The sequence below is a fragment of the Wolbachia endosymbiont of Armadillidium vulgare str. wVulC genome, assembly GCF_001027565.1.
Classification (GTDB): domain Bacteria; phylum Pseudomonadota; class Alphaproteobacteria; order Rickettsiales; family Anaplasmataceae; genus Wolbachia.
Map to the genome: position 1 here is coordinate 177,754 of NZ_ALWU01000010.1, position 19,607 is coordinate 197,360.

Here is a 19,607-nt window from a genome sequence, read left to right on the forward strand (position 1 = left end):
TATCAATAACTTTGCAACTTTATTAACTTAATACCAACTGTCAAATCTTGGTATCCTTTAGAATAGAAATCAGTTCCGATTTCTATATTAACCTCTAAAGATAAAGAAAGAGTCTGCTCTTTTATATACTCACCCCACCTATTTATTGCCTCTTTAACTTTCTCATCTTCTGCTTTGATTATTACTCTGATTCTATCTGATATGTGGAAATCAGCTTGTTTTCTAGTTTCTTGAATAAGCCTCACAATATTTCTCGCGAGCCCTTCTAGAATTAGTTCATCATTGAGCTCAGTGCTCAGAATAACAATTCCTTTATTGTTATCAAATACAGAAGAATATTCACTGTTTGCTTTTAACAATAGTTCATATTCACCTTTTTCTATAATATAGTTCTCTGTTTCATCTCCCAGAAATATCTGTTCGTTTTCAACTTGCTTCCACTTCCCTTCCTTAACGTATTGAACTAGTTTCTTGATTTTGTCTGGAATCTTCTTGCCAAGTAGTGGGAAATTTAGTTTTAGCTCTAATGATGCAATATCTTCAAGTCTGTTTACTAATTCTAATTTTTTTACATTTACCTCATCTCTTATCATCTCTTGATATTCATCTTTAAGAGAATCACAGGAAAACTGATGATAAATAATCATACTACCAAGTGGCTGTCTGATACGTATGTTAAACGTGTTTCTAATAGAGAGTGCAGCATTGCATATTTCTCTTACCAAATCCATCTTGGCAATGAGCTGACTATCAAACTTCTCTAATTGTGGAAAATCAGCTAAATGAACAGATGTTTCTTCATACTTAAGCCCTTGCCATATATTCTCTGTTATAAGTGGCAACAAAGGAGCTGCAGCTCTTAGTATGTAATAAAAAACCGTATATAGAACATTATAAGCATCAGTTTTATCCTGATCCAAATCACTTTTCCAAAAACGCTCGCGGCTGCGACGAATATACCAATTATTTAGCACTTCAAAAAAATCTATCAGAATTTTGCAAGCCTCTTGAGAGTTATAGTTATTCATAGAAGCTTGGATACTTGCTACAGCTTCAAAACATTTGAAAATCATGTAGCGATCAATAGTACTTTGATAATCCTTACAAACTTCAGCTTTAATTCCATCTGCATTTGCATACATAGTAAAAAAGTGATAACTGTTCCAAATAGGTTTTATTACGTTTTTCAGAACATCTCGTATTGAGTTTCCTTCTTTATCGAGTAGCAAATTACCACCACAAACAATAGATCCAGAAAGCATAAGAAAACGCAGTGCATCAGAACCGTATCTATCAAAAACCTCCATTGGATCTGCATAGTTATTCAAACGCTTGGACAATTTTTGCCCTTTTACATCCAAAACAACACCGTGGCATATGCAGTTCTTAAATGGTTCCCTATCAAACAAAGCAGTAGACAATACAAAAAGCGTATAAAACCATCCTCTTGTTTGTGCTATATATTCGGTGATAAAATCTGCAGTTTCAAACCACTCTTTATTTTCAAACGGATAGTGGACTTGTGCAAATGGCATCGAGCCAGATTCAAACCAACAGTCAAACACGTCAGGCACACGACGCATAACTGATTTTCCTGTTGGATCATCAGGATTTGGCCTCGTTAAAGTATCGATAAATGGTCTGTGCAAGTCATCTATTTTAACATTAAAATCTCTCTCCAGTTCTTCCATTGAACCATATACATCTACTCTTGGATATTTTGCATCATCTGATTGCCATACAGGAATTGGCGTACCCCAGAATCGATTGCGTGAAATTGACCAATCATGTGCTCCTTTAAGCCATTTTCCAAATTGACCATCTCTAATGTGGTTTGGTATCCAATTAACTCTCTTATTTAGCTCTACCATTCTGCTTTTGAATTTTGTAACAGCAACATACCAAGAAGGCATAGTGCGATAGATCAAAGGAGTGTCAGTTCTCCAGCAGTGTGGATAATTGTGAATATATTGCTCAGTTTTAAACCAATTCCCTTGCTCTTTTAATTTTTTTATTACTGTATCATTGGTATCAAAAACATGAACCCCTGCCAAATCTGAAACTTCAGCAGTAAATTTTCCACTGTTATCAATTGGACAAATAACTGGAATATCATGGCTTTGACAAAGGTAAAAATCTTCCTCACCAAATCCAGGAGCAGTATGCACAATGCCGGTACCATCTTCTCCTGTAACGTAATCAGCGATGAAAACGCGGAACGCATTTTTTGTATCCTTAAAGTAATCAAACAGCGGTTTATAAGAAAGACCTGCAAGATCATTCGCTTGAAGTTTTATATTGCAGTTTTCATATGGAATATTGTTTTGTTCAGAGTGGCTGATAAATTTCTCTAAGTAGCTTTCAGCAAAAATGTATATTTCACCATTCATTGAACTTCCTTCACTACTTCCTGTCATCCCAGTGCTCAGACACTGGGATCCAGAAATAGATTCCAGCGTCACGCGCTGGACTGACACTGCACAATACTTGATGTCCTTTCCTATCGCCAATGCCAGATTGCTAGGAAGAGTCCAAGGAGTTGTAGTCCAAGCAAGCAACTTACATTTTTGTTTAAATTGCTTTGGGTTTTCTAAAAGCTCAAATGCAACAGTTACAGCTTTGCTAGTTTTTTCTCTGTATGCATTATCAAGCCTTGTTTCAAAATTGGAGAGAGGGGTTTCACACGCCCAGCTATATGGAACAACACGTACTGATTCATATACCAAACCTTTATCGTAAAGCTGCTTAAACGCCCACATAACCGACTCCATAAATGATTTATCCATGGTCTTATAGTCGTTGTGAAAATCTACCCACCTTGCTTGCCTATTCACATACTTCTCCCATTCTAATGAAAATTTCATTACAGAAGTACGACAATGGTTATTGAATTTTTCAATGCCAAATTTCTCTATCTCAGTCCTGCCCGATATTCCAAGTTCTTTCTCTGCACCCATCTCAGCCGGTAATCCGTGACAATCCCAACCAAATCTACGTTCAACCCTTTTTTGAAGCATAGTTTGATATCTTGCAAATGCGTCTTTGATGAAACCAGTGAGTAAATGCCCATAATGCGGAAGTCCATTTGCAAATGGAGGGCCATCATAAAAGACAAAACAATTATCCTTAGAACGCTTCTCAACTGATTGTTCAAAAATTTTGCTTTCCTGCCAAAATTTTATGATTTCTTTTTCTAACGACGAAAAATCAGGACTACTTACTGTATCAGGATAATGCTTTATGTTCATTTTGACCGGATAAAGTCAAAGAATATAGGGCTTTCCAGAAAATTACAAATTCAAAAACTCTGTTTCTATAAATATCGGTAGGTATTGACATTATTATACAACATATTAATTCACTAGACTTATTTATTTAGGTTGAAGATGAATAAAGACAATAACAGTTGGCCTTACCAGAAATTTCATGATGCTAACAAAAGCAGTAGTAAAAGCAGCGTTATTTGGGAATCGCGTTTTTATGAATACAATAATTCTGGAGAGATTGAGAAAATACGCTATCAGTGGGAAAAGAAAAAAAATCCCGCAAGTCTATTATATCAAATCTCATATGATTGCGCAACACAGAGTTATAGTCCTTTAAGTATTAAATCTAGATAGCTTATAAATTTGAAAAAAACTACACAAAATGCTTCTGTACAAGAACGCAGGAGCACTTTTTTCTAATTAGGCAGCACATCCCAATAAACTATTCTGCCGAGCTTCCAATACCCTTACATTTATTATTTTATCTTTATATTTACCATCAGGATCATCAATGCACACTGATTGCATATATGGGCTTTTGCCAATAATTTGAGCTTGATGTTTGCCTTTTTTATCGCTGAATAGAACAGGAATAGTTTTTCCTACCATACTCTGATTAAACTCAAGTTGTTGTTCACTAATTAATTTCTGTAAACGAAGAAGACGCTCTGTTTTAACCTCTTCTGGTACTTGATCTTTTCTTTCCGCTCCCGGTGTTCCTGATCTTGGACTATATTTAAAACTATAAGCTTGAGCGTATTTTACTTTTTCCACTAATTTCATAGTTTCCTCAAAATCTTTTTCGGTTTCTCCAGGAAACCCAACAATAAAATCAGAAGAAAACTCGATTTCAGGTTTCAATCTGCGAAATCTGTCTATTATTTCCAAATACTCCTCTGCAGTGTGCTTTCTGTTCATTGCGTGCAATATTTTATTCGAACCTGACTGCACAGGCAGGTGAACAAACGGCATGAGTTTTGGCTCTTCCGCATGTGCCAAGTAGAGAGATTCGTGCATATCCCTTGGATGAGAAGTTGTATAACGAATCCTCTCTAGCTTTTCAATTTTAGCAATATGACTAACTAACTTGCCTAAATCCCATACTTCCCCTTCGCATTCTCCATGGTAAGCATTGACGTTCTGACCAAGCAAATTGATTTCTTTTGCTCCGTTTGCAACTAATTTTAATGCTTCACGAAATATTTCATTTATTGGTCGTGAATACTCAGCCCCGCGAGTATATGGTACCACACAAAACGTACAAAATTTATCACAACCTTCTTGTATGGCAAGAAACGCAGAAGACCCCTGGCTATTGCCATAGCACTCATCTGGCAATTTATCAAACTTTGCAACTTCAGGAAAATCAGTGTTTATTACATGACCTTTACTTCTACTTGCTTTTACTATCAACTCCGGTAAAGTAGCGATACTCTGCGGACCAACAACAATATCAACAAAGGGAGCCCTTCTAAACACTTCTTCTCCCTCTGCTTGCGCTACACACCCAGCCACCACTATAGTCACTTCTTTTCTTGATGAATGAATTCTTCCAAGCTCTGAGTAAAGCTTTTCTGCTGCCTTCTCTCTAATATGACAAGTATTCAATATCACCAAATCAGCTTGTTCTGCATCACTAACAACGTTGAACCCTAGAGGCTTAACTATATTCTCCATTAAAACGGAGTCATAAACGTTCATCTGACAGCCGTAAGTTTTAATATATAGGCCTTTCATATTTAAAATTCTTCATACAAATCCTAGCAAATTATACGAAAAACTGGATTCTAGTACAACAGCCAATAAAGATTGCTTGACAAACCTGCTCGCTTTCCTTACTATAGTAGTAGAGGTATTTTAAGAGCTCAAAAATCTATCTCCGTCTGCAGACTTTTCAGTCAATTTCTCAATAAAAATTCAGTGTATGTGAGTGGGTGCACACACACATACTTAATTTCTGTCGTATATGCGCTGCATTTTTTTATCTTTTTTATACAGGGGGATTTTATGTCCAGAATTCCAGATACTTGACCTTTATTCTTAGGCTAAAAACCAACTGGCGCCTATGGTTTTTATAAAGAAAATGTGGAAAACCACATATCAATCTTTACAGAGTGAAAATGAGGCATCAATACTACGTACACTGGAAGATTGCTATCAAGAATGTAGAAACAGACACTCTGATTCTATCAGACGGAATTTTTGCTATTTGGGATGTCAGGTGACTCATCCGCAGAATTGGCTTGATTCTTTCCCATCTCATTCACAAAAATCAACACTTAGTGAGAATTCAGAAGATTACACAAACCATGATAGCACAAATCCATTGCCCTTATATAGCAGCCAATTTTTCACAGCTTAAAAAATTTAACGATCAGAATTATAATCACAAACCAAAGTAAAAAGTAGACTTTTTCATTTCTACTTTTATACTCGTAAACTTAACTGGATGGCAGTGTCTAGGTACTGGCATGACATGATAGGATGTCACGCAAGTAGCACTCTTTGGTGTCATCCCAGCGCCCAGACACTGATTTACTTTATAATGATGTCATTCCAGTGCTTGACACTGGCATCCTACAGATAATGTTCGTACAGCTGTGCCTCACGCGCTGGCTCTCTTAAATTACTTTAACTATAAATATTAATAAATTTACTAATTGTAAAAAAGGCAAAAGAACCCCCGGTCATTGTTTAATTTTCAGTATCGGCGCTTTTTAGTCTTAAACACTGCAATTTAGCTGCTTTTAAACGCAATTAATCTAAGTTACAAATGTTTAAGAAATTTACCAATAGAAGAAAAAGACAAGGAACCCCCGCAGTAGCTAGTTATTCTACTCTTTATTTTAAAATTTGACGTTGGGTAATGTCTTAAACAGCCCATTTCAGCCTGTATAGGGAAAAATCCGGAAATTTTATAAAGACATAGCATGCACATAGTGCAAAAATAATACGCCAAATACAAGTCTTCTTGTCGTTTTAATCTGCACAGATTAGGAAGTTAAATAATATAGTTTCAATATTATGATAAGGGAATTGGCGAGATTTGTAAAGTAATTTTTTCGTTTCACCAAAATAAAGGCTTTTCATGTAGGGGTTTTAGTAGTTTCTTACCAGATCCACTAATGTAGCAATATTTTCAACTGGAGTATCAGGAAGTACTCCATGCCCAAGATTAAATATAAAAGGTAAATCTCTAAAACAATCCAGTATACGCTCTGCTTCCTTAATTGCTTCTGCTTTATCGTAGGCCAAAAGACTAGGATTAAGGTTTCCTTGCAGAGGAATTTTTAGATTTGCTTTCGCCCATTCTATTTGAACATTATAATCTATACTTACTGCAGATACACCTGTTTTCTTATAGTAATCCTTATAAAGATTTCCAGCAGAGCGTGGAAAACCTATTATAGGAAAATCAGGAAACTTATTCTTTATTGCCGAAACAATTTCCTTTGTTGGCTTGATGACATACCTTTCAAAAAGCTCCCACGGAAGTGCGCCAGCATTACTATCAAATAACTGAATAACATCTGCTCCAAACTCTATCTGTTTGATTAGATAAATAATTGTCGCTTCTGTTATTTGCTTAATTATTTCCTCTAAGTCCAAGGGACAGAAATTTAGCACCTTGGAAAAAGTTTTGCTACTACCACCCTCTATGATGTATGAAGCTACTGTCCACGGTCCACCAGCAAAGCCTATGAGGGACTTTTCTGCTGATAATTGGCTTCTTACTTTCCTTATGGCATTTAGAATTGGCAATATCTTAGCTTCAATTTCTTGCAGACTTTTTAACTCTTTAGCACTTTCTATAGGTTTTATTCTTGGGCCTACACCACGTATAAAACTTACATCACAACCCAAAACGTCAGCTATTATTAAAATGTCGGAAAAAATTATCGCTGCGTCCATGTCAAACCTTGTTATAGGCTGTAGTGTCAGCTCTACCACTAAATCTGTGCTATAGCATATCTCAATGAAATTATTCATGTTTTCTACTGCTTTGCGATACTCAGGAAGAGACCTACCAGCCTGGCGCATTAACCAGATAGGCATTCTCTCATTTGGCTTATTCTGCTCAATAATTCTTACTATTATTGGTTTGGTGCTTTCCAATCTATTTTATCTACTTTTTTATATATTAAAGCATAGTAGTAGTAATAGTTCTATCAATAAATTGTTATTAACTTAAAATTTAGTAAAAATTAGTGTTACTTAACTTGTGGATAAATATGTTAATAACTTCTATATGCTATTGATTTTGCCTTATAATTTATGTGCATAAGTAAGATGTTTAGAATGTTAGTAATTTTCTTTTATGGAAAAACTCTATTGTCATGTATTGTTATAAAATTATGTATATGCTATTAAAAAAGTTGTTGATCAATTGTTGGTATTTGATATCAACAAATAATTCACAAGTTAATTTGACATTATTCACATGCTTATTAAACATTTAATAACAGTTTTGTTGATAGATCTGATCTAAAGACATTATCACCATTAAAGGGAATAAATTGAATAAGAAAAGAACCTTAGTAGAAAAAATAGCATACAGAATTTGTTCTCTTCCTCTTCAATAAAACTTCTGTGTTAAAAAAGTGTGCATCTGATGCATTAATAAATGATCTGTCAGATCCTAGTATATTCAATAGTCTATTAAAATTCCGTGATTGTAGTATAATGGACATAATGACTTCACGTACTGAGATATGCGCAGTAGACATTGAGTCAAGCAAACATGAGGTAATAAAGAAGGTGAAAAGTACTTACCACACTAAGATACCAGCTTATAGGAATAACTTTGATAACGTAATAGGTTTTTTTTATGTAAAAGATGTTATTTTCGATAAGAATAAAAATTTTAATCTGAGAAATATTATACAAAGTGTAATATTTGTCCCATCCTCGATGAAAACAACAAATCTTTTTGTTAGGATGAAATCTTCCAAATCATATCTAGCTATTGTGTTGGATGAGTATGGTGGAACTGATGGTTTAATTTCAATGACTGATCTTATAGAAGAATTAATACCAAACATTGATAACGGGAATGAGGTAAATTCAGAATACACCATTACTGAATTATCTCAAAGTAAGTTTGAAGTGTCGGCAAGGGCCCTTATAAAAGATATAGAGGAAAATCTAAAAATAGAGTTGCGTGACTCTGAAGAGGATTATGCTACACTTAGTGGTTTGATTCTTTCAATTGCTGGTAAGGTACCTTCTGTAAATGAAGTCATAAAGTATAAAAATGGTATAAAGTTTATCATCAAGGATGCAAATGAACGATGCATTAACAAAATAATAATAGACTTAAGTGATTACAAAAATTAAATTTAATATTTTTTGGTGAAAGGTACTTTACCTTGGAAGGGGGAGATTACAGTAGCCAGATGTGCAACTTAAGTAGGGAGAAACCATAGGTGTCAAGTTAAGAGAATACACCCAATATAGCAACCATTTAGTATCCGTTCAGGGGAGTGGTTCAAGAAACGATAGATAGAAGATTGTGAAAAGGGTTTAGCCCCCATAAGTGTTGAAAGTATCAAAAATGGCGTGATATAAGGTGATCAACGGCATGTAAGTTACCTCCTGATAGTAAAACAATTGAACGTAAAAAAGAGTCATTAAGATCTAATGTAAACTGTAATAGTGCTATCTTAAATCCGTCTAAGTTGTTTCTTATTTTATAAACAAGAAATAATAAAGCTGTAATAATAATCATATAAATATACACTTTCATTCCATTCATGTCATGGGGGAGTGTTAAATAAACTGTGTCAAACCGAATTTTTAGTTCAACTCAATTCTTAACCTACCAGGAAAAAAGATATCAAAAAGAAGGAGAGTGAGCATAATTGGAGCACTGAATGAAGGAAAAACCATGGATGGGTATTGTAACAGCGAAATATTTGAAGCATACATCGAAAATAGGCTTGTCCCAATATAAAAACCTGATCATTCTCGACAATGCGAGCTTTCATAAATCTGAAAGAACGAAAAAATTAATAGAAAGTGTTGAATGTAAAGTTTTATTTTTGCCACCATACTCGCCGGATTTAAATCCAATTGAGAAATTTTGGTTTGCTATAACGTAAGAAAGTCACTGCCAAATTTTTGGCCTGATCTGCCATTGATTTTGTTTTTTAGCACTCGGGGAAACCTTACTTTGGTTAGCTATAGCAGATCTTTGGCGGGTTTGCGCTTATCAACAGCCATCAATAAAGCATCTATAACTAATCGCTTAGCTACTCATTGACCAGCCAACTAGATCAATTATTGCTGCCAAATATAGCCAGCCATCCTTAGTTTTTATGTATGTAAACCCATACTTTATTTGGCTGACTAGTAGCTTACTATTACCCACAAATATAAATGGACATAAAAACAAAGTATTACAATATTAAAGTTTGCAAATATTGAGGGTGTAAAATGGAAAGCAAGAGTAATGAATGGGCTAAAAATGAATTTGGAAATGCTGTACTTGGGGATAAAAGATTAACTGATCGATTAGTAGATATTGCTGATAGCTTGGCAAATATGCCTGAAAGTTCAATCAATCAAGCATGTGAAAGTTGGTCAGAGGCAAAGGCAGCATATCGCTTTTTCCAAAACGAGAGCATAAAAGAAGCTGACATCTTAGCATCACATATTACAAAAACTGTTGAAAGAGCAAAAGATTATAAAAGAATTATTGTAATTCAAGATACAAGTTTTCTTTCATATACTGGCCACAAAAAAACAAGCGGGTTGGGGCATAAGTGTTGAAAGTATCAAAAATGGCGTGATATAAGGTGATCAACGGCATGTAAGTTACCTCCTGATAGGGGAAAACTGTGTCAAACCAAGAAATAAAAATATAATTGATATAAAAAAACGGAGGTTTGACATGAGTCAAGTAAATAAAACTACCGGATTGGTAGATTATAAAGAATTAGAAACCTGTCGTCTATACGAGAAGGAAGACCGCTAACAGGAAGAGATGACACCGTTTATAAAAAAGCTGCTTGAGGCAAGTCTGGAAGGTGAAATAGAACACCACTTGTCTGGTGAAAGCGAAGAAAATAATCGAAGAAATGGGAAAAACTTTACGTACAAGTGCAGGCTCATTTGAATTGTTAACACCAAGAGATAGGGAGGGAAGCTTTGAACCTCAAGTAGTTAGAAAAAGACAAACAAGCCTACATCCCGAACTTGAAGCAAAGGTCTTAAGCACATTTGCCAGTGGTATGGAGATATAGCGTCACATGTTGAGGAAATTTATGATCACAAAATATCTGCAGCAGAAATATCAAGTATTACCGACAAATTGCTACCGATAATCAATGAATGGCGCAGTCGCCCACTGCAATCTGTATACCCGATAGTGTTCATGGATGGCATGTTTTTTAAGGTCAAGGAGGATGGGCATTGTGTAAGTAAATGTATGTACAATATATTGGGCATAGACCAAAATGGTAAAAAAGAAGTACTGGGCTTTTATTTAGCTGAAAGCGAAGGAGCTAACTTCTGGTTGGGTGTATTAAATGACCTAAAAGAGAGAGGTATAGAGGACATTCTGATAGCTTGTGTAGATGGACTAAAAAGCTTTCCTACAGCAATAAATAATGTGTTTCCTAATGCAGAAGTACAGCTATGTATAGTGCATCAGATAAGAAATTCATTGAAATATGTATCTAGCAAAGATGTGAAAGTTTTTATGAATGATTTGAAAAAAATATATCGTGCTACAAGTAAAGAAATTGCTGAAAATTATTTGCTTGAGCTGGAAGAAAAATGGGGCGAAAAGTATCCGTTAGTTGTAAAATCTTGGCAGAATAATTGGGAAAATTTGTCCAGTTATTTCAAGTATTCAGGTCCAGTTAGAAAGTTAATTTATACTACTAATCCTATTGAGGGGCTGCATAGGCAGATCAGAAAATTTACTAAGACCAAAGGCTCATTTACCAACACAAACGCCTTGTACAAACAGGTATATTGTGCTATAAAAAAAGTAGAGCAAAAATGGGTCATGGCTTTGCCTAATTGGGCATTAACTATTTCTCAGCTTGATATTTTCTTTCCTAACAGATTGAAAATTCAGTTGAGCTAAAAATGTGGTTTGACACAGTTTATTTAACACTCCCTTTAACACTCCCGATCATAACTTTAAATCCTCCTATTAGGTTTAGTTGCTATGATCCCCCCAACAGAACCGTACTTGCGAATTTCCCGCATACGGCTCTTCAGTGTAGCATTCACAGCATCTTTGATTACTGCTATCTGATTTAGTTTTCCTTGCATCATATCCCAACCTCTGTTGTGTTGGTGTAACAATCCCTAACTATACCGCTGATCGCTTCCCCTTGTTTCCCACACTCTGAGTACTATCAATCAGTCCGACTTCCTTTGTATCTTCCGTTAATTCTCGCCTTTGTTGACTTGTTCCAACGTACCTTAAGACCTGCTGCGAATCAAGCGATGGAGGGTGACTAAAATCAAGGTTAACTAAAAGGAGTGCTTAAGATTCACAATACCAGCAATAATATTGAACCTCAGGTTATATTTTTTCTGAAAATTGCGATAAACATTCGACATAATCTTAAATATCTTTATCTCTCGGATCTTACTTTCTACTCTCATTCTAAATGATGCTAATCTTCTATTATGCTCTTTCTGCTCTGGAGTTAATGGCTTTTTACGATACTTTTTATATGGAATTATAACATTGCTTTGCAATTTTTGCCAACCTTGATATCCAGAATCGGCATATTTTATGCTATCGAGTGGTAGATATTTTTCTTGTTTCCTTATGCGAAAATCGCTCACGATATGACTTTGACACTGATAAAATTCTTCCTCCTTCTTCGATAATAATCTCAGTTTTCATAGTGTTGGTTCTTTTTTTTCCTGAATATCCGTTTTTACTATCTTCTGGCCTCTGTATTTGCTGTTCTGTAACATCAGCCAGAATTTTCAGTATTTTTTCTGGTGTCATACTTCTATCTTTTGTTATAGTCACTTTTTTGGCGAGTAATGGCTCTATTCTCTTAAGTAACCTACATACATTTGCGTTGTGCACATTGAATAGGCATCCTAAAAATCTATGTGTTATGTAAGTGCGATAGTACAAAATTACACAAAATTTCCAGAGTTGGTAGTTCTACCATGGCACTTTTTCTGTTTTTCAAGCTTTTCCCATCCAGACCTCACTTTTTCCACTACTTTTTCGAACTCCTCTATAGTTAAACCTGTTATATTACGAAAGTTTCTTCGGTGTTTCCTCATATTATAGTAACTAAAGCTCATTTTTTACCTTACTCAATCTGCTGATTCTTCTTCTACCTCTCTCCCATCATTTTTTCAATCACCTTTTGCAGCAGGTCTAATGAGAGCGGACCTCACTCAGGTAAATATTGCTATGGCTATGCAGACTTTTCTTGATAGCAAACACATTGCTTTCCAGAAAAATATTAGTAACATTAAACAAGAGACTGATATTAGTTTTCAATTCTTCTGTTAGTTAATTTATGCCTGTCAGATTAAGTTGTGTCTAGTACACCTATATAGTTCTGTTACTTCATAAGCTGGCATTTCAAACAAGTTGGTCAAAAACCATATTTCATTTCCTGTCTTGTTTCGCATTTTTATTAAACGTAGGTCATGCTTTTCTGCTACTTTACTTTTTGCTTGATAGAGATTTACTGTTATATCTTCCAAAATTTCTGATCCATCTGGTTGTTGCTTTTGAGCAATTCCATTCTTTCGTATAATGTCATACCTTCTTTTTAGGTGAATTCTTGTAATAAATTTATATTTCTTTTCATCAAACTCAACGAAAGTTCCAGTTTTTGCAATTCCCCTATCAAATAATAAAATACCCTCTTTTTCAACTTTAGCTTCATTAATTGCTCTTACCAATGCTATATCTTCGCTACCTTCTTCTTGCCCTTTACAAAATCTTATGCTTGTCGGTAATTGCTCCTTTAATCCAACACTGACTTTCACTTGACTGTCATCACCTACTTTTAACCCATCTTTTATAAGATAACCTGATAAATTTATGATTAAATCTATGTAAGTTATTAGATGTTTTTTTAGGTAATAATTTTTCAACTTTATTTACTAAATCGATATATATCCCTTTAAAATAATCAGAACTTTTAACCTTTTCGATAAGCCACTGTATGTTACTGTACTTTCATCATCATTTTTATCTATTATACATCTGTTTATTACCATTTCTAGCGCTCTTAGGCTTGTTTTCTGCCCCATTAATATTAGCTTCATTAGACCTTTAAATATAATTTTGCCCAATAGTTTAGTTATCTACCTCACTTATTTTTCCCAATCTTTCTAGGTCCTCATCTTTTATTAATTTTAGTATTACTTCTATTTGATCCATTATTACCTCCGTTTTTTTGTAATAATAGCTCTTTATATCCTTTCAGTACCACTTTCAACACTTATGGTGGGGAGAGGTGACTTTCTCCACTTAGATAACACTGCCCTTGGTTTTGAGCGCTGGAAATAGTTGAGTTATTTAATTTATTAATAATACATGTTGTTAAGTCAATAACGATTCATCCGAGGATGGAAAGAAAATTTGAGGCAAATTTGTAGTAAAAATAGATCTTTTTTTTCTGTCAATGCAGAAATTCCTTTAATGTTCTATGTGTAATTTTTGTAGTCCCAATCTTTGAAATAGACGATTGTCTTGTTCAGGTACTTGATTTTGAGTTGTAAGTAGCTTTTCACCGTAAAAAATTGAATTAGCGCCAGCAAGGAAGCACAGTGCTTGCAATTCATCTGACATTTTTTCTCGCCCAGCTGATAAACGTACATAAGATTTTGGCATCATAATTCTGGCTATTGCAATAGTACGAACAAAATCAAATGGATCAACATCAGCCACATTCTCAAGAGGAGTTCCAGGAATTTTTATTAGCATATTAATTGGTACTGATTCTGGAGGCTCATCCAAGTTAGCAAGAAGAACTAACATTTTTATTCGATCTTCATTAGTTTCACCCATGCCAAGAATGCCGCCACAGCAGACCTTAATTCCAGATGCGCGCACGTACTCTAATGTCTTCAAGCGATCTTGAAAAGTACGTGTAGTTATGACCTTATTATAATATTCTTCAGATGTGTCAATATTATGATTATAAAAGTCTAAACCAGCTCCCTTTAGCATATTAGCTTGATAAGCTTTTAACAACCCAAGAGTCACACACGTTTCAAGACCCAATTTTTTCACTTCTCTAATCATTTCGCAAACAACTTTTAAATCTTGATCACGTGGACCACGCCAAGCTGCCCCCATACAGAAACGGGTGCTTCCAGCTTTCTTTGCACATTTTGCTGCTTCAATCACCTCAGCAATTTCTAATAAAGGCTTTTTCTGCAGCCCGGTGTTGTAGTGTGCTGACTGAGGACAGTAAGAGCAATTTTCTGGGCAGCTACCTGTTTTAATACTTAAAAGTGTACTAATTTGCACTTCACTAGGATTAAATTGCTTCCTATGTTCTGTTTGTGCTGTATAAATTAGCTCAGGAAATGGAAGATTAAAGATTTGGTCTGCCTTGGCAAAAGTCCACTTTTTTGTCATGATTTAAGCTCCTTCTTGATAAATAGGTTGTGTATAAACTATACAGTAAGTATTATGATATACTACAGAGTAAAGGGAAATATCGGCAATTGCCGCAAGCTATCCTAGACTCAGACAAGAACTTTATCGATTTTTCCACTAACGATTACCTTGGCCTAAGTCAGTCAGAAGTACTGTTTGATGCAGCAAAGCTTTCTGGAGCACAGTTTGGAGTAGGATCCACTGGTTCTCGGTTGCTCTCAGGTAATAAAAAAATATTTGAAGACCTTGAGAAGAGGATTGCCCAAGATAAAGGAACTGAGTCAGCGCTTATCTTCAATTCAGGTTTTCAGGCCAATATAACTGCTCTTGCAAGCTTATTAGATCAATCAGTATTGGGTAATAAACCTATTGTCTTTTTTGATAAATTAAATCATGCAAGTTTATATCAAGCTATATTTTTAAGCCATGCTGAGCTTGTACGGTATCGACATAATGATATGGATCATTTAAGTAATTTACTTACAAAATTCAAAAATGACTTAAGATCGAAGTTCATTGTTACTGAAACAATTTTCGGTATGGACGGAGATATTGTATCGATAGAGGAAATCTTTGCTCTTAGTAAAAAATATGAAGCTTTTCTATATTTAGATGAAGCACATGCAACAGGTATTATTGGTCATAATGGGTATGGCTTATCTACCAACATTGACCTTCAGGAAATTCCGCATCTAGTCTTAGGTACTTTTAGTAAAGCTTTAGGGTGCTTTGGTGCGTATGTTGCTTGTTCTAATATTATAAAGAACTATCTCATCAATCAATGCTCAGGGTTTATCTATTCAACCTCTCTTTCTCCGATGGTAATTGGCGCAGCAGTCAAAGGTTGGGATTTAGTGCCCCATCTTACTGATCAACGTCAGGCTTTATCCTTTAAGGCTGCAAATTTGAGAAATAACCTGCAAAACCTTGGATTTAACACAGGTGATTCAGTTACACACATTATACCAATAATTCTAGGTGATGAGGATACTGTAATGAGTGCAAAAGAAAAGCTTTTGAAACAAGGATTGGTTGTTTCTGCTATACGTCCACCTACTGTTCCTCCTGGAACATCAAGACTACGTATTGCACTCAATGTGAATCATACTGAAAGTAACCTAAACCATTTAATACATGCTCTTCAGCAAATATGAACTATCACTTTGTATTTTGTCACGGTTGGGGATTTAATTATAAGTTTTTTCAACCTCTCATAAATAAATATTTCTCTCAAGTTCCCTACCATTGTTTAGATCTCGGTTATTTTGGAGAAGAAAACCTGGACTTGCCAAAAGATAGTACATTTATTGGTATTGGACATTCCTTTGGACTGATAAAACTAGCTTCTTTAAACGTAAAGTTTAACGCACTTATCGGTATACAAGCTTTTATCAATTTTTTGGGATTTGATTTATGGTTACACAAAAAACGCAAGTTAGAGTTAAAAGTAATGACACAGCGCTTTCAAATGGATCCAGTAGATACTCTGATATCCTTCCATAAAAGATGCGGTGTAAACTACAACTCTTTTAATCGGTTGAATAAAGCAAAACTAATGCAGGATTTAGAGCTACTCACCACAGTACATCAGCTACCACACATATCACTATTAATATTAGGTGCAACAAATGATACAATTGTACCCCAGGAACTTATCTATGATAACTTCAATAAAGATGTTAAAGTTGTTATGCATAGCAGAGGTTACCATAGTTTAGGGTTGTGTGAACATCATTTTGTGTACGAGCAAATTATAAGTTTTTGTAATGGAATTACAAAAGAGATACATACAGGACAATTTTAGCAGAGCAAGCTTGTCTTATGATAATGTAGCTTTCGTTCAAAAAGAATGTGCTGCAAAGCTAGTCAATTTGTTAAAAAGTTACCTTCCTGAATTTCATCCACAATCTATCTTAGATTTGGGTACAGGTACAGGCTACATTCCAGAAATTTTGTTTAGTTTCTTTCCACAAAGCGAGTTTACTTTAAATGACATATCACCTAGTATGTTGGCGAGAACAAAAGAAAAATTAGCAGTGTATAAGGAAGTTGCATTCATCCTAGGCGATATGGAAACACTAGACTTTGGCTTTCACGATCTTGTCATTTCAAACCTAGCACTTCAATGGGTGCGCAATTTAAAAAAGATGATAAAGGAATCATACAATAATTCAAATGTCTTTGTTTTTTCGTGTTTATTGGATGGTACATTTAATGAATGGTCTAGAGTCTTCACAAAATCCCTATTACTTGCACCAATTCATCAGTATCCATCTAAACAAGAATTAGAAAGCTATTTACTTCACCTGAAGCCAAAAAAATATTTTTTCGACTCGCAAGAATTTACATTGTGTTTTCCAAGCGCAAGTGAATTTATTAGATACCTTAGGAATCTAGGAGCAAATCAAGGTAGCCAAGCAATTTTTTTACCTGACCTAAGGAAGATCGTAAAAACCTATACTGGCAAGATTAATGTTACCTATAAAGTATTTTTTGGAATTTTAAGTAGATGCAGATCTTTGTAACAGGAACAGATACCGACGTTGGCAAGACTACTATAAGCAGTTGGCTCTGCCTACACACTGGGTATTCGTATTTCAAACCCATCCAAACTGGAAGTATTCTAGGTACAGATAGTCATCAAATAAGCAATTTGACTAACGCCAACGTTTATAAAGAAAATTTTGTTTATAAAAGACCTCTATCTCCCCACTTGGCAGCGTCACTGGAGAACGATAGTATTAATATCGATAGTATTAGCTTGCCCAAAACACATAACTTAATCATAGAGGGTGCTGGAGGAGTTTTAGTTCCAATCAATAAAACCACACTAATGGTTGATTTAATCAAAAAATTTGCCACTCCAACAATTTTAGTTGCAAGGACCACACTTGGCACAATTAATCACACATTGCTTAGTTTAGAGGCACTACATGCTAGAAATGTTCCTATTTTGGGGGTGATCTTAAATGGACTACTTAGTCAAGATAATCTTGAAGCAATAGAATTTTATGGTAGAGTACAGGTGTTAGCATCAGTACCTAAACTACAGCAAATTGACAGAGAACATCTGATGCAAACACCACTCTCAAATCGATTAAAAGCTATCTTGGAAAGATGAATCTAAGCGAACGTGACAGAAAAATCATATGGCATCCTTTTACGCAAGAGAAAGTAGCCAAACCTCCTATTGCAATTAAGAAAGCTCACGGGTCATATCTTTATGATGAGAATAATAAACCATACCTCGATCTGATTTCCAGTTGGTGGGTAAATCTGCACGGTCACGCTCATCCCAAGATTGCTCAGGCTATATATGAGCAAAGCATGACTTTAGAACATGTAATTTTTGCAGGCTTTACTCATGAGCCTGCAGTAACGCTTTGCGAAAAGTTAAAAACTCTACTACCAGATAAATTATCCAGATTTTTCTTTTCAGACAATGGTTCTACTGCTGTTGAGGTAGCACTAAAAATGGCCTATCAGTACTGGTGGAATCAGGGTACCCGTGAAAGAACTACTTTCCTGAGTTTTGAAGGAGGGTATCATGGAGATACGTTTGGTGCGATGAGTGTAGGTATTAAGTCTGGTTTTCACGATACATTTTCAAATCTATTGTTTTCCGTTTTAACAGTACCTTTCCCAGAAACCTGGGATAAAGATGAAGAAATAGAAAACAAAGAAAAACACTCTCTGGAAGTATTAGAAAGTCACTTACGTGCTGGTTCTCGTAAAATTGCTGCATTAATTCTAGAGCCTTTGGTGCAGGGAGCAAGTGGTATGAGGATGTGCCGTCCAGAGTTTGTTAGAAAAGTTGTCAATTTAGTACGCCAGCATGGAATTTTGATAATTTGTGACGAAGTTATGACCGGCTTTGGACGTACTGGTACTTACTTTGCTTTTGAACAAACTCAAATTATACCTGATTTTTTATGTATCTCTAAAGGATTAACAGGAGGTTTTCTCCCACTTGCTCTCACAGTTACTACCGAAGAAGTCTACTCAGCATTTTTAAATGAACATTTTACTAAAGCGTTCGCTCATGGTCACTCCTACACTGCCAATCCCTTAGGTTGTGCAGCTGCAGTTGCTTCTTTAGACTTATTAGTTAAGCACGATACCATGGAGTCAATTAAGAGGATTCATAGTATACACAAAAAGGAATTAGTAAATTTGTCTGAAGCTTGTAAGAACGTCGAGCATACACGTGTTACTGGCACAATAGGAGCTTTTAATGTTCATGATGCACAGACATTAAAGATAAAATTTTTAGAGCAAGGACTTTTAATCAGACCACTCGGCAATTCAGTTTATTTATTACCACCTTATTCAATCAGTACTTCAGAGCTTGAAGAAGCTTATAACAAAATTAGAAGTGTTCTCAGGATTTTTTCATAGTGACTTTACCAGACCAACCCATCTCAAAAAAACTTGTTCTCACACTGGATGGTTTTAAGCGCTGGAAATGGTTGTATTATTTAAATTTTTAGCAATATTTTGTATTAAGTTAATATCAATCTGTTTGAGAAAAAGTTGTATTTTCTTGTGTCTTAATTCTGTTTTTAATATGGTAAGTTAGGGGCATTAAGTACTCAATTGAGATTTACAATAGTTTTATGCTTTAAATAGAATGGAATTCCTCTGATTCATATTGTTCCTTTTGCAAAAAACATCCCTGACTTTTCCTCTACCTTTTCTTGTCAAGGTCAATTATAAGAAAGGCTATA

The 19,607-nt window shown here is 35.1% G+C and carries 15 protein-coding genes and 5 pseudogenes; 11 read left to right on the forward strand and 9 right to left on the reverse strand.

Annotated elements, in window-relative coordinates:
- Positions 1-2: 2 nt before the first annotated feature.
- A complete protein-coding gene (gene ileS / locus wVul_RS06425) occupies positions 3-3,248 on the reverse strand; it encodes an isoleucine--tRNA ligase (protein ID WP_047759632.1) in 3,246 nt (1,081 codons plus the stop codon).
- A gap of 138 nt (positions 3,249-3,386) precedes the next feature.
- Here ileS and wVul_RS06430 point away from each other — a divergent pair, with 138 nt between their 5' ends.
- On the forward strand, positions 3,387-3,620 hold the full coding sequence (locus wVul_RS06430; protein ID WP_238580433.1) for a hypothetical protein: 234 nt from the start codon (positions 3,387-3,389) through the stop codon (positions 3,618-3,620).
- Positions 3,621-3,686: 66 nt separating this feature from the next.
- Here the strand turns inward: wVul_RS06430 and miaB are convergent, their stop codons facing one another.
- Positions 3,687-5,003: a tRNA (N6-isopentenyl adenosine(37)-C2)-methylthiotransferase MiaB gene (gene miaB / locus wVul_RS06435; protein WP_047759633.1), complete on the reverse strand. Its 1,317-nt coding sequence runs from the start codon at positions 5,001-5,003 to the stop codon at positions 3,687-3,689.
- Between the two features lie 1,362 nt (positions 5,004-6,365).
- Positions 6,366-7,382: a uroporphyrinogen decarboxylase gene (hemE, locus tag wVul_RS06445; RefSeq protein WP_047759635.1), complete on the reverse strand. Its 1,017-nt coding sequence runs from the start codon at positions 7,380-7,382 to the stop codon at positions 6,366-6,368.
- Positions 7,383-7,856: 474 nt separating this feature from the next.
- Between hemE and wVul_RS06450 the strand changes: the two genes are divergently transcribed.
- Together wVul_RS06450 and wVul_RS06455 are read left to right on the forward strand one after the other, a co-directional pair.
- Positions 7,857-8,603: a transporter associated domain-containing protein gene (locus wVul_RS06450; protein WP_047759636.1), complete on the forward strand. Its 747-nt coding sequence runs from the start codon at positions 7,857-7,859 to the stop codon at positions 8,601-8,603.
- A 536-nt stretch (positions 8,604-9,139) separates the two neighbouring features.
- The gene (locus wVul_RS06455) at positions 9,140-9,367 is read left to right on the forward strand and encodes a transposase (protein WP_153295514.1); all 228 of its coding nucleotides are present in this window, start codon (positions 9,140-9,142) and stop codon (positions 9,365-9,367) included.
- Between the two features lie 82 nt (positions 9,368-9,449).
- Here wVul_RS06455 and wVul_RS09950 read toward each other — a convergent pair.
- Positions 9,450-9,591: pseudogene (locus tag wVul_RS09950) on the reverse strand (IS3 family transposase); the annotation flags it as partial.
- A 110-nt stretch (positions 9,592-9,701) separates the two neighbouring features.
- Between wVul_RS09950 and wVul_RS06460 the strand changes: the two are divergent.
- Together wVul_RS06460 and wVul_RS06465 are read left to right on the forward strand one after the other, a co-directional pair.
- Positions 9,702-10,025, forward strand: a pseudogene (locus wVul_RS06460) (IS4/Tn5 family transposase DNA-binding protein); the annotation flags it as partial.
- A gap of 133 nt (positions 10,026-10,158) precedes the next feature.
- Positions 10,159-11,361: pseudogene (locus wVul_RS06465) on the forward strand (IS256 family transposase).
- A gap of 56 nt (positions 11,362-11,417) precedes the next feature.
- On the opposite strand, the gene wVul_RS09075 reads toward wVul_RS06465, so the two are convergent.
- Both wVul_RS09075 and wVul_RS09080 read right to left on the reverse strand, forming a co-directional pair.
- Positions 11,418-11,555 (reverse strand): hypothetical protein, encoded by a 138-nt coding sequence (locus wVul_RS09075; protein ID WP_153295409.1) that lies wholly within the window; start codon positions 11,553-11,555, stop codon positions 11,418-11,420.
- Between the two features lie 201 nt (positions 11,556-11,756).
- Positions 11,757-12,557, reverse strand: a pseudogene (locus wVul_RS09080) (transposase family protein).
- Between the two features lie 78 nt (positions 12,558-12,635).
- Between wVul_RS09080 and wVul_RS09085 the strand changes: the two are divergent.
- A pseudogene (locus wVul_RS09085) lies at positions 12,636-12,771 on the forward strand (IS481 family transposase); the annotation flags it as partial.
- 14 nt (positions 12,772-12,785) lie between these two features.
- Here the strand turns inward: wVul_RS09085 and wVul_RS06480 are convergent.
- The 3 genes from wVul_RS06480 to bioB all read right to left on the reverse strand — a co-directional run bounded on the left by wVul_RS06480 (position 12,786) and on the right by bioB (position 14,862).
- Positions 12,786-13,364 carry a hypothetical protein gene (locus wVul_RS06480; RefSeq protein ID WP_047759637.1) on the reverse strand — a complete coding sequence of 193 codons (579 nt, stop codon included), beginning with the start codon at positions 13,362-13,364 and terminating at the stop codon, positions 12,786-12,788.
- Between the two features lie 9 nt (positions 13,365-13,373).
- Positions 13,374-13,523 (reverse strand): hypothetical protein, encoded by a 150-nt coding sequence (locus tag wVul_RS09090; protein ID WP_153295653.1) that lies wholly within the window; start codon positions 13,521-13,523, stop codon positions 13,374-13,376.
- Between the two features lie 388 nt (positions 13,524-13,911).
- Positions 13,912-14,862 carry a biotin synthase BioB gene (gene bioB / locus wVul_RS06485; RefSeq protein ID WP_202966486.1) on the reverse strand — a complete coding sequence of 317 codons (951 nt, stop codon included), beginning with the start codon at positions 14,860-14,862 and terminating at the stop codon, positions 13,912-13,914.
- Positions 14,863-14,948: 86 nt separating this feature from the next.
- Here bioB and wVul_RS06490 point away from each other — a divergent pair, with 86 nt between their 5' ends.
- From wVul_RS06490 to bioA, 5 genes are read left to right on the forward strand one after another with little or no spacing between them, the layout of a single operon-like run.
- The gene (locus tag wVul_RS06490; RefSeq protein ID WP_238580434.1) at positions 14,949-16,034 is read left to right on the forward strand and encodes an aminotransferase class I/II-fold pyridoxal phosphate-dependent enzyme; all 1,086 of its coding nucleotides are present in this window, start codon (positions 14,949-14,951) and stop codon (positions 16,032-16,034) included.
- Positions 16,031-16,684, forward strand: a complete 654-nt coding sequence (locus tag wVul_RS06495) for a hypothetical protein (protein WP_047759640.1) — start codon at positions 16,031-16,033, stop codon at positions 16,682-16,684. The genes wVul_RS06490 and wVul_RS06495 overlap by 4 nt, the downstream gene beginning before the upstream one ends.
- A gap of 10 nt (positions 16,685-16,694) precedes the next feature.
- Entirely contained in the window at positions 16,695-17,405 is a 711-nt protein-coding gene (locus wVul_RS06500) for a methyltransferase domain-containing protein (protein WP_161794190.1), read from the forward strand.
- Complete coding sequence (gene bioD, locus wVul_RS06505) at positions 17,390-18,001, forward strand: dethiobiotin synthase (protein ID WP_047759642.1); 612 nt, start codon at positions 17,390-17,392, stop codon at positions 17,999-18,001. The genes wVul_RS06500 and bioD overlap by 16 nt, the downstream gene beginning before the upstream one ends.
- Entirely contained in the window at positions 17,998-19,278 is a 1,281-nt protein-coding gene (bioA, locus tag wVul_RS06510; RefSeq protein ID WP_047759643.1) for an adenosylmethionine--8-amino-7-oxononanoate transaminase, read from the forward strand. Before bioD ends, bioA begins: the two co-directional genes overlap by 4 nt.
- The last annotated feature ends 329 nt before the right edge of the window (positions 19,279-19,607 follow it).